The sequence below is a fragment of the Salipiger sp. genome, assembly GCF_059781815.1.
In genome coordinates this window covers 8,391-18,723 of the sequence record NZ_JBYNAH010000088.1, presented here as the reverse complement: position 1 = coordinate 18,723, position 10,333 = coordinate 8,391, and the positions used below count along the sequence as shown (strand labels likewise).

Sequence of the window (10,333 nt, the reverse complement as noted above, 5' to 3'; positions counted from 1 at the left end):
CTCCATGCAATATTCTGTTTTCATACAGAATTTGCACTTCGGATGTGAATCCACCGAGCCACGGGGAGACGCACGCATAAGTATAATTTGTGTTCAAGATATTCCTTTGACTCAAGTCAAAGGGATTGGCCAAGCCTCCGCGACGTCGCGTCGCGCCGGCCGCCATGACAGGCGAGGCGGCTGCGCTACGGCATCGCAGTCCGCACGCCCCTGTCGGGGTCACCGAGGTCGGCGCATCGCATGAGGCGTCAGAAACGCGCCGTTCCGAAAGATCAGTAGAGCTGCCAGTCGTCTTCGGAGGCGATCTCGCCGATCGCCAGCCACGACATCCGCACCCGCGCCACCCGGGTGTCCGACCAGGTGCGGAAGACCAGATCGAAACCGGTTTCGGTCACGTTCTCCGCCGCCAGATCGGCGCGCACATTCGCGCCCTGATCCATATCCCAGAGCGATAGGGACACCTGCACCGACGGCGGTTGGCGGTAGGCTTCGGAAAAGACGACAGGCTTGCGGCGCTCGCGCGAGCCCGAGCCGGTCCACATGTCTCCGCCGTTCGCGAATTCCGAAAACACCTCGACATTGCCCTGATCAATTCCGATCTGGCTCGCGTTCAGTCTGCGCATTCTGCCCTCATTCATCCGCGCCCGTATCATCTGCAATACGACGAAAGATGGAAAGGGCCTGACCACAACCGGAAAGCTCAGCGTTGCGCTTTGGCGTCACGCCATGGGCGAGGTCCCGAAATGCAAGAAACCCCGCCGAATATGGCGGGGTTTCCGATCTGTCTTGCGCTGAGAACCGCGTCAGAAGTTCGGCTGCTTGGGATCGAGGCCGATGTGACCGCCGACCGCAACCATGTCCTGCAGGAGCTTGGCAGCGTCGTCGACCGGACCGGGCTCGTTCTCGAACTCTTCGACGACCTTCTGATAGTAGGCCTGCGCCTCGCGCACGAGATCCTCATAGGTCTCCTGCGTCATGTCGGCGTAGGGCACGGCACGCTCGGCCAGCACCGTCATGGTGGTGCCGATCTCGGCGAAGCCACCGGTGACCACGAATTCCTCGGTGCCCTTCTCGGTCTCGACCTTGAGGATGCCGGGGCGCAGCGTGGTGATCACGGCGGCGTGGCCGGGGCCTGCCGTCATGTCGCCGTCGGTGCCCGGGATCGACACGGTCTTGGCCTGGGTCGACAGAAGGCTCCGCTCGGGGCTCACCAGATCGAATTGCATCGTATCAGCCATTAGGGCCTCCGGTTGGTAATGGGGGGCACGAAGGCCCCCCGGCAGTCATCAGGCAGCTTCCGCGGCCAGCTTCTCGGCCTTGGCGAGCACCTCGTCGATGCCGCCTACCATGTAGAAGGCAGCTTCCGGAAGGTGGTCGTACTCGCCCGCGACAACGGCCTTGAACGACGAGATGGTGTCTTCCAGCGGAACCTGGACACCGTCCGAGCCGGTGAAGACCTTCGCCACGTCGAACGGCTGCGAGAGGAAACGCTGGATCTTCCGGGCGCGGGCCACGGTCAGCTTGTCCTCTTCCGACAGTTCGTCCATGCCGAGGATCGCGATGATGTCCTGCAGCGACTTGTAGCGCTGGAGGATACCCTGCACGTCACGGGCCACCTGGTAGTGCTCTTCACCGACGACCTGCGGGTCGAGGATCCGGCTGTTGGAGTCCAGCGGGTCCACGGCCGGGTAGATGCCGAGCTCCGAGATCGCACGGTTGAGAACCGTGGTCGCGTCGAGGTGGGCGAAGGTGGTTGCCGGCGCGGGGTCGGTGAGGTCGTCCGCGGGAACGTAGACGGCCTGGATCGAGGTGATCGAGCCGTTCTTGGTCGAGGTGATGCGCTCCTGCATCGCGCCCATGTCGGTGGCCAGCGTCGGCTGGTAACCCACGGCGGACGGGATACGGCCGAGAAGTGCGGACACCTCGGAACCGGCCTGGGTGAAGCGGAAGATGTTGTCGACGAAGAACAGAACGTCGGTGCCGGACTGGTCACGGAACTGCTCGGCCAGGGTCAGGCCGGTCAGCGCGACGCGGGCACGGGCCCCCGGAGGCTCGTTCATCTGACCGTAAACAAGCGCCACCTGCGATTCCGACAGGTTGTCGGGCTTGATGACGTTGGATTCGATCATCTCGTGGTAGAGGTCGTTGCCCTCACGGGTGCGCTCGCCAACACCGGCGAACACGGAGAAGCCCGAGTGCACCTTTGCGATGTTGTTGATCAGTTCCATGATGAGAACGGTCTTGCCCACACCGGCGCCGCCGAAGAGGCCGATCTTGCCGCCCTTCGAGTACGGGGCCAGCAGGTCGATGACCTTGATGCCGGTCACGAGGATCTCGGTGTCGGTCGCCTGCTCGTCGAACTCGGGAGCGGGCTGGTGGATCGCGCGGTACTCTTCCGCCTCGACCGGGCCCTGCTCGTCGACGGGCTCGCCCACGACGTTGAGGATGCGGCCCAGGGTGGCGTTACCCACCGGGACCGAGATCGGCTTCTCGGTGTCGAGCACTTCCTGGCCACGGACCAGACCTTCGGTCGAGTCCATCGCGATGGTGCGGACGGTGCTCTCACCGAGGTGCTGTGCAACTTCAAGAACCAGGGTCTTGCCGTCGTTGGTGGTGGTCAGCGCGTTCAGGATCTCGGGCAGGTGGTCGTCGAACTGCACGTCGACCACGGCGCCGATGACCTGGGTCACTTTGCCTTTTGCGTTTGCCATTTATCGTCTCCGGTTCTTAGAGCGCCTCGGCGCCCGAGATGATTTCGATCAGTTCGTTGGTGATGACCGCCTGACGCGAGCGGTTGTACTCGATGGTCAGCTTGTCGATCATCTCGCCCGCGTTGCGCGTGGCGTTGTCCATGGCGCTCATCCGAGCCCCCTGTTCCGAGGCGGCGTTCTCCAGCAGAGCCGAGAAGATCTGGGTAGAGACACCCCGGGGAAGGAGATCGGCAAGGATGGCTTCCTCGCCGGGCTCGTATTCATAGAGCGGGGACGCGCCAGCGTCGTCGCCCTCGGCCGCGTCGAACTCGGCCGGGATGATCTGCTGGGCGGTCGGGACCTGCGAAATCACGGTCTCGAACTTCGCATAGAAGATGGTCGCCACGTCGAACTCGCCCTCGTCGAAACGGGTGAGCAGGTCCTTGGCGATCGACTGCGCATCCGCGTAGCCGATCTTCTTGACCTCGCTGAGGTCCACGTGACCCACGAACAGCGACCCGTATTCACGGGAGAGCTGTTCGCGGCCCTTCTTGCCCACGGTGAGGATCTTCACCGTCTTGCCCTCGGCCGTCAGCTTGGCGATCGCGGCGCGCGCCGCCTTCACGATGGAGCTGTTGAAGCCCCCGCAAAGGCCGCGCTCGGCGGTCATGACGACGAGCAGCTGCACGTCGTCCTTGCCGGTGCCGGAGAGCAGCTTGGGCGCGGTCGGGCTGCCGCCCACCGACGCCGCCAGCGATCCGAGCACCGCATTGAAGCGCTCGGAATACGGGCGTGCCATCTCGGCCGCGTCCTGTGCCCGCCGCAGTTTCGCGGCGGCCACCATCTGCATGGCCTTGGTGATCTTCCGGGTCGACTTGACCGAGGAGATCCTGGTTTTGAGGTCCTTGAGGCTAGGCATAATCCTGTCCTTTCAGGGCGCTCAGGCGTAGGTCGCGGCGAATTCGTCGAGCGCAGCCTTCAGCTTGTCAGCGGGTTCACCCTTGATCTTCGGGTCTTCGCTCTCGATCCACTCGAGGATGTCCTTGCGCTGGCCGCGCAGGAAGGACAGCAGAGCGGCCTCATACTTGCCCACTTCACGGACCGGGACGTTGTCCAGGTAGCCGTTGGTGCCGGCGAAGATGATGCAGACGATCTCGGCGTTGGTCAGCGGCGAGTACTGCGGCTGCTTCATCAGCTCGGTCAGACGCGCACCGCGGTTCAGCAGCTTCTGGGTCGCGGCGTCGAGGTCGGAACCGAACTGGGCGAAGGCCGCCATCTCACGATACTGGGCCAGCGACAGCTTCACCGGGCCGGCAACCGAGGACATCGCCTTGGTCTGGGCCGAGGAGCCGACGCGCGACACCGACAGACCGGTGTTCACGGCGGGGCGGATGCCCTGGAAGAACAGTTCGGTCTCGAGGAAGATCTGGCCGTCGGTGATCGAGATCACGTTGGTCGGGATGAAGGCCGACACGTCGCCGCCCTGGGTCTCAATGATCGGCAGCGCGGTCAGCGAGCCGGCACCGTGATCCTCGTTCAGCTTCGCCGAACGCTCGAGCAGGCGCGAGTGGAGGTAGAACACGTCGCCCGGGTAGGCTTCGCGGCCCGGCGGACGGCGCAGCAGCAGCGACATCTGGCGGTAGGACACGGCCTGCTTGGACAGGTCATCATAGATGATGAGTGCGTGCTTGCCGTTGTCGCGGAAGTACTCGGCCATCGCGGTTGCGGCGTAGGGCGCGAGGAACTGCATCGGCGCCGGGTCGGACGCGGTTGCGGCCACGACGATCGAGTAGTCGATGGCGCCGGTGGCTTCGAGGCGCTTCACCAGCTGCGCCACGGTCGAGCGCTTCTGGCCGACGGCCACGTAGATGCAGTACAGCTTCTTGCTGTCGTCGTCGCCGGCGGCGTCGTTGTAGGATTTCTGGTTCAGGATCGCGTCGAGGGCGATCGCGGTCTTGCCGGTCTGACGGTCGCCAATGATCAGCTCGCGCTGGCCACGGCCGATCGGGATCATCGCGTCGACCGACTTGAGGCCGGTTGCCATCGGCTCGTGCACCGACTTACGCGGGATGATGCCCGGTGCCTTGACGTCGGCGACGCGGCGCTCGGCGGCTTCGATCGGGCCCTTGCCGTCGAGCGGGTTGCCGAGAGCGTCGACCACGCGGCCCAGCAGGGCGGGGCCGGCGGGCACGTCCACGATCGAGTTGGTGCGCTTGACGACGTCACCTTCCTTGATGTCGCGGTCGGAGCCGAAGATCACGATACCGACGTTGTCGCGCTCGAGGTTCAGGGCCATCCCCATGATGCCGCCCGGGAATTCGACCATCTCGCCGGCCTTGACGGAGTCGAGGCCGTGCACGCGGGCAATACCGTCGCCGACGGAGAGCACGCGACCCACTTCGGCGACTTCGGCCTCCTGACCGAAGTTCTTGATCTGGTCCTTTAGGATCGCAGAAATCTCGGCTGCTTGGATACCCATTTATCCGACCTCTTTCATTGCATTCTGGAGGGAGTTGAGCTTGGCACGGACCGACGTGTCGATCATCTTCGAGCCCACCTTGACGACGAGACCACCGATGAGGGATTCATCGACGGTCGACTTGATCTTCACGTCCTTGCCGACGCTGTTCTTGAGGGTCTCGGCCAGCTTGCTGGCCTGCGCATCGCTGAGCGCGGTGGCCGAGGTCACCTCGGCGGTCACTTCGCCCTTTTCCTCTGCGATCATCTCGCGCAGCTGTGCGACCAGGTACGGCAGCACGAACAGGCGGCGCTTCTCGGCCATCAGGCCCAGCGCGTTGTGCAGCGCCTTGTCGAGGCCCATCTTGGAAGACACGGCAAGGATGCCGTCCTTCTGTGCCTGGCGCGGATAGACCGGCGAGGAGATCATGTCGCGCAGGTCGGGGCTGTCAGCCAGCGCTTGAGCGAGGTCGTCGGTATCGCTCTCGAGCTTTCCGACGGAGTTGTTCTCTTTGGCGATGTCGAAGATCGCCGTGGCATAGCGTGCCGCGATGCCGCTGGAGATCGAAGCTGGTTCTGACACGTCCACCCTTCCGATATGAGGCCCCCGCGACACACGGGTGTCTCCCGGTGTCCGGAGGCGTTGTCCCTGCCGCGGGGAACCCCGTGGCGTCGAAATCAGCGCGGATGTAGCAGAGCCTCCCCGCCCTCGCAACATGCTTAGGCGGCTTTCAGACAGACTGGAACCCGCCTTTTTCCAAGTACTTGCGCATTCCGAAGCAACAGGAACGCGGCAGGCGTCTGGAAACAGGGGATTTTTCGTTAATCCGGACGAACCGGTTCAGCCTTTCTTCAAACGTCGGAGCGACAAAATGCGATAGCGCAAACGCGGAAAAACCGTTGCCGCGGCGCAGCGCAACCGCCTGTCCTGCCCGACAAAAGTCTAAGCTCCGGCGTGGGTCAGGGGGACTGTGGTATCGCAAACGGCAGCACGGTCAAGACCGGGCGAGTCACGTCCCGGTGACCGATTCTTTCAGCCCGAAGCGGCGGTCTTCGGGATCGCCCGGCACTCAGACGACCTTCGGCTCCTTCTTCGGAACCGGCGCCAGCACGTCGAGCGGGTTCGGCACCCGGACCTTGTCTCCCAGCCCCTTGCGCTGCGGCGGGTAGCGCTTTGACGCCCGCACGATCAGCACACCGCCCGCGACCAGCGCCGGAATCGCCCGGCCGATGCGCTCCCAGGCCGGGCCGGTGCGCATCCAGAAGCGCCGGCTCGAGGGCGGCTGGTAAAGCACCGAGACATGGCTCTGCCGGATGAAATCGTGCCGCCTGAGCTGGCTGTCGAGCTGGCTCAGCGAATAGGGCCGACCATAGCCGAAGGGCGTGGCATCCGAGCGCGCCCAGAGCCCGGACCGGTTGGGCACGATGAACAGCGCCTCGCCGCCCGGCCCCAGCACCCGGTAGCACTCGTCGAGCAGCTCCGACGGGCTGTCGGAGGTCTCGAGCCCGTGCATCATCACCAGCCGGTCGACATGGCCGGTTTCGAGCGGCCACAGCGTCTCTTCGCAGAGCACGGTCACATTGGGCTGACCGGCGGGCCACGGCAGCACGCCCTGCGGCGCGGGCATGAGCCCGATCACCCGGCGGGCATCGGGCAGGTAAGGGCGCAGAAGCGGAACGGCAAAGCCATAGCCCACCATCGTGTGGCCCTTACCGTCGGGCCAGTAGCGCTGCACCTGATCGCGCACGGCCCGTTGCGCCGCGCGGCCAAGCGCGCTGCGGTAATAGAAATCCCTCAGATTATGCACATCAAGGTGCATTGCGGCGCTCTCTGTGATCCTCCAAGTTGGGGGCCACTCTGGCAAAGCCGATAAGGAAAGACCATGGAGATCGTCACCGTTCCCTGCCTCAGCGACAATTACGCCTACCTGGTGAAAACGCCGGGCGGCGTCTGCCTGATCGACGCCCCCGAGGCCGGGCCGATCATCGCGGCGCTCGAGAGCCGCGGCTGGGGGCTCGATGCGCTGCTCATCACCCATCACCACCATGACCATGTCGGCGGCGTCGCCGAGCTGCGCGAAAAATATGGCTGCACCGTCTATGGCCCCAAGGCCGAGGAGGCCAAGCTGCCGCCGCTCGACACCGCGGTCGAGGGCGGCGACACGCTCTTGATCGCCGGCACGCCGGTCGAAGTGATCTTCGTGCCCGGCCACACTCTGGGTCATGTCGCCTTCCATTTCCCGCAAGCACAGGCCGTGTTCACCGCCGACAGCCTGATGGCGCTCGGCTGCGGGCGCATCTTCGAGGGCACGCCCGACATGATGTGGGAGAGCCTGTCGAAACTGTCGGCGCTACCACCAGAGACACTGGTGTGCTCCGGTCACGAATACACCGCATCGAACGCCCGCTTCGCCTTGACTATTGAACCGGGCAACGAGGCGCTTAAATTGAGATCTGACGCCATTGCCAAAGCCCGGACAGAGGGGCGCGCCACTGCCACCTGCAAGCTGTCCGAGGAACTGGCCACGAACCCTTTCCTGCGTCCCGCATCCCCCGAGATCCGCGATCGACTGGGCATGAAAGACGCACCCGACGCTCGCGTATTTGCCGAGATACGGGCCCGAAAGGACAGCTTCTGACCCGCCGCTTTTCACGCCAGATTGCAGGGTTCACTGCAAATGTGAGCGCCGCCGGTCCAGAAATTTCTTGAAGCGTGGTCGGGATCGACCAAACTTTAAACTGTAGAAGGCAAAGTCGGGCCCCGAGCCCGACGCAGACAAAGAGGAGCGCCGCCGTGCCGTCTTTCTCGAATACCCTGGAACAGGCCATCCACGCAGCTTTGGCGCTCGCGAACTCGCGCAGCCATGAATTCGCGACGCTGGAACATCTCCTGCTCGCCCTGATCGACGAACCCGATGCTGCCCGCGTGATGAAGGCCTGCTCCGTGGACACCGAGGAGCTGCGGACCACCCTGGTGGAGTTCATCGACGAAGACCTCTCGAATCTCGTCACCGACATCGAGGGCTCCGAGGCGGTGCCGACCGCAGCATTCCAGCGCGTGATCCAGCGCGCCGCCATCCACGTGCAGTCCTCGGGCCGCACCGAGGTGACCGGCGCCAACGTGCTCGTGGCGATCTTCGCCGAGCGCGAGTCGAACGCGGCCTATTTCCTGCAGGAGCAGGACATGACCCGTTACGACGCGGTGAACTTCATCGCGCACGGCGTGGCCAAGAACCCCGCCTACGGCGAATCGCGCCCGGTTCAGGGCGCCACCGAGGCCGAGGAAGAGGCCAAGGCGCAGACGCAGGAGCCCGCGGGCGACAACAAGGAATCGGCGCTCGGCAAGTACTGCGTCGACCTCAACGCCAAGTCCCGCAAGGGCGATGTCGATCCGCTGATCGGCCGCGAGCACGAGGTCGAGCGCGCCATTCAGGTCCTTTGCCGCCGGCGCAAGAACAACCCGCTGCTGGTCGGCGATCCCGGCGTCGGCAAGACCGCCATCGCCGAGGGCCTCGCCCGCAAGATCGTCAACGGCGACACCCCCGAGGTGCTGTCGAACACCACGATCTACTCGCTCGACATGGGCGCGCTGCTGGCCGGCACCCGCTACCGCGGCGATTTCGAAGAGCGGCTCAAGGCCGTGGTGACCGAGCTCGAGGAACACCCCGACGCGGTGCTGTTCATCGACGAGATCCACACCGTGATCGGCGCCGGCGCCACCTCGGGCGGCGCGATGGACGCGTCGAACCTGCTGAAGCCCGCGCTTCAAGGCGGCAAGCTGCGCACCATGGGCTCCACCACCTACAAGGAGTTCCGCCAGCACTTCGAGAAGGACCGCGCGCTCAGCCGCCGGTTCCAGAAGATCGACGTGAGCGAGCCCTCGGTCGAGGACACGGTGAAGATCCTCAAGGGCCTCAAGCCCTATTTCGAGGAGCACCACTCGATCAAGTACACGGCCGACGCCATCAAGTCGGCGGTCGAGCTCTCGGCGCGCTACATCAATGACCGGAAGCTGCCCGACAAGGCGATCGACGTGATCGACGAGGCCGGCGCGGCGCAGCATCTGGTGGCCGAATCCAAACGCCGCAAGACCATCGGCGCCAAGGAGATCGAGGAGGTCGTCGCCAAGATCGCGCGCATCCCCCCGAAGAACGTCTCCAAGGACGATGCCGAGGTGCTCAAGGATCTGGAAAAGACCCTCAAGCGCGTGGTCTTCGGTCAGGACACCGCCATCGAGGCGCTCAGCTCGGCGATCAAGCTGGCTCGTGCCGGCCTGCGCGAGCCCGAAAAGCCGATCGGCAACTACCTGTTCGCCGGCCCGACCGGTGTCGGCAAGACCGAGGTGGCCAAGCAGCTCGCCAGCACGCTGGGCGTGGAACTGCTGCGCTTCGACATGTCGGAATACATGGAGAAACACGCGGTCTCGCGCCTGATCGGCGCGCCTCCGGGCTATGTCGGCTTTGACCAGGGCGGCCAGCTCACCGACGGTGTCGATCAGCACCCGCATTGCGTGCTCCTGCTCGACGAGATCGAGAAGGCGCACCCGGATGTCTACAACATCCTGCTGCAGGTGATGGACCACGGCACGCTGACCGACCATAACGGCCGGACGGTGGATTTCCGCAACGTGATCCTGATCATGACCTCGAATGCCGGCGCCGCCGAGCAGGCCAAGGCCGCCATCGGCTTCGGTCGCGACCGTCGCGAGGGCGAGGACACCGCCGCCATCGAGCGCACCTTCACGCCTGAGTTCCGCAACCGCCTCGACGCGGTCATCAGCTTCCAGCCGCTGCCCAAGGAGGTCATCCTCTCGGTGGTCGAGAAGTTCGTGCTGCAGCTCGAAGCGCAGCTCATGGATCGCAACGTCACCATCGAGCTCACCAAGCCGGCGGCCGAGTGGCTCGCCGACAAGGGCTACGACGACCGCATGGGCGCGCGTCCGCTGGGCCGCGTGATCCAGGAGAACCTCAAGAAGCCGCTCGCCGAGGAGCTGCTCTTCGGCAAGCTCACCAAGGGCGGCGTGGTCAAGGTCGGCGTCAAGGACGACAAGCTCTCGCTGTCGATCGAGGGGCCGGACAAGCTGCGCCTGTCCTCGAAGAAGCCGCCGCTTCTCACCGCCGACTGAGCCTGAGGGCCGCAGTATCGCAAAGAGACTCCGCCGCGCCCCGCGCGGCGGAGTTTTTTAT

General features: G+C 64.7%; 9 protein-coding genes. 2 read left to right on the top strand and 7 right to left on the bottom strand.

The features are described 5' to 3' along the window. Positions 1-272: 272 nt before the first annotated feature. The 7 genes from AC6RA4_RS12060 to AC6RA4_RS12030 all read right to left on the bottom strand — a co-directional run bounded on the left by AC6RA4_RS12060 (position 273) and on the right by AC6RA4_RS12030 (position 6,967). The gene (locus tag AC6RA4_RS12060) at positions 273-623 is read right to left on the bottom strand and encodes an H-type lectin domain-containing protein (protein WP_500160583.1); all 351 of its coding nucleotides are present in this window, start codon (positions 621-623) and stop codon (positions 273-275) included. A 180-nt stretch (positions 624-803) separates the two neighbouring features. Then, a complete protein-coding gene (locus AC6RA4_RS12055; RefSeq protein WP_500160581.1) occupies positions 804-1,238 on the bottom strand; it encodes a F0F1 ATP synthase subunit epsilon in 435 nt (144 codons plus the stop codon). Between the two features lie 48 nt (positions 1,239-1,286). Then, positions 1,287-2,711 (bottom strand): F0F1 ATP synthase subunit beta, encoded by a 1,425-nt coding sequence (atpD, locus tag AC6RA4_RS12050; protein ID WP_500160579.1) that lies wholly within the window; start codon positions 2,709-2,711, stop codon positions 1,287-1,289. Between the two features lie 16 nt (positions 2,712-2,727). Continuing rightward, positions 2,728-3,609 carry a F0F1 ATP synthase subunit gamma gene (locus AC6RA4_RS12045; RefSeq protein ID WP_500160577.1) on the bottom strand — a complete coding sequence of 294 codons (882 nt, stop codon included), beginning with the start codon at positions 3,607-3,609 and terminating at the stop codon, positions 2,728-2,730. 21 nt (positions 3,610-3,630) lie between these two features. Beyond that, complete coding sequence (atpA, locus tag AC6RA4_RS12040; RefSeq protein ID WP_500160575.1) at positions 3,631-5,169, bottom strand: F0F1 ATP synthase subunit alpha; 1,539 nt, start codon at positions 5,167-5,169, stop codon at positions 3,631-3,633. Then, on the bottom strand, positions 5,170-5,736 hold the full coding sequence (locus tag AC6RA4_RS12035; RefSeq protein WP_222603021.1) for a F0F1 ATP synthase subunit delta: 567 nt from the start codon (positions 5,734-5,736) through the stop codon (positions 5,170-5,172). It lies immediately after the preceding gene. Positions 5,737-6,217: 481 nt separating this feature from the next. Continuing rightward, on the bottom strand, positions 6,218-6,967 hold the full coding sequence (locus AC6RA4_RS12030; protein ID WP_500160573.1) for a methyltransferase domain-containing protein: 750 nt from the start codon (positions 6,965-6,967) through the stop codon (positions 6,218-6,220). 63 nt (positions 6,968-7,030) lie between these two features. On the opposite strand from AC6RA4_RS12030, the gene gloB reads away from it, so the two are divergent. Both gloB and clpA read left to right on the top strand, forming a co-directional pair. After that, entirely contained in the window at positions 7,031-7,786 is a 756-nt protein-coding gene (gene gloB / locus AC6RA4_RS12025) for a hydroxyacylglutathione hydrolase (protein ID WP_500160571.1), read from the top strand. A gap of 155 nt (positions 7,787-7,941) precedes the next feature. Next, entirely contained in the window at positions 7,942-10,272 is a 2,331-nt protein-coding gene (gene clpA / locus AC6RA4_RS12020; RefSeq protein ID WP_500160569.1) for an ATP-dependent Clp protease ATP-binding subunit ClpA, read from the top strand. Positions 10,273-10,333: the final 61 nt, after the last annotated feature.

Bases quoted from the DNA above. Each gene is read 5' to 3' on its own strand.
- AC6RA4_RS12060 (WP_500160583.1), bottom strand. From the start codon at position 623: ATGCGCAGACTGAACGCGAGCCAGATCGGAATTGATCAGGGCAATGTC.
- AC6RA4_RS12055 (WP_500160581.1), bottom strand. From the start codon at position 1,238: ATGGCTGATACGATGCAATTCGATCTGGTGAGCCCCGAGCGGAGCCTT.
- atpD (WP_500160579.1), bottom strand. From the start codon at position 2,711: ATGGCAAACGCAAAAGGCAAAGTGACCCAGGTCATCGGCGCCGTGGTC.
- AC6RA4_RS12045 (WP_500160577.1), bottom strand. From the start codon at position 3,609: ATGCCTAGCCTCAAGGACCTCAAAACCAGGATCTCCTCGGTCAAGTCG.
- atpA (WP_500160575.1), bottom strand. From the start codon at position 5,169: ATGGGTATCCAAGCAGCCGAGATTTCTGCGATCCTAAAGGACCAGATC.
- AC6RA4_RS12030 (WP_500160573.1), bottom strand. From the start codon at position 6,967: ATGCACCTTGATGTGCATAATCTGAGGGATTTCTATTACCGCAGCGCG.
- gloB (WP_500160571.1), top strand. From the start codon at position 7,031: ATGGAGATCGTCACCGTTCCCTGCCTCAGCGACAATTACGCCTACCTG.